A 259-nucleotide genomic window follows, 5' to 3' on the forward strand; every position below is an offset into this window, starting at 1 on the left:
TCCTGAAACTCGTCCGCCATCACGGCCGTAAAACGGGCGGACCACCGGCGATGGTATGCCGCATCATGCAGCATCGCGAGGGTCGGCCACATCAGCAGATCACCAAAATCCGCCGCGTTCTGCTCGCGCAGGATCGCCTGGTAACGACCATACAACCCGACGACAAAGCGCCAGCTTTCGTGATCCACATGGAGATTCGCCGACTGCCGCCTGCCGATCAGGCTTTCAACATGCGCGAAAGCAGCCACCGGTGTGATCA

The 259-nt window shown here is 60.2% G+C and carries 1 protein-coding gene; it reads right to left on the reverse strand.

Annotated features, from left to right (window positions below; all coding sequences use genetic code 11):
• Positions 1–259: UvrD-helicase domain-containing protein (locus B7449_RS18235; RefSeq protein WP_244465781.1), on the reverse strand; the 259-nt coding region annotated here is incomplete at both ends.

It is taken from the genome of Komagataeibacter intermedius TF2, assembly GCF_000964425.1.
GTDB lineage: Bacteria > Pseudomonadota > Alphaproteobacteria > Acetobacterales > Acetobacteraceae > Komagataeibacter > Komagataeibacter intermedius.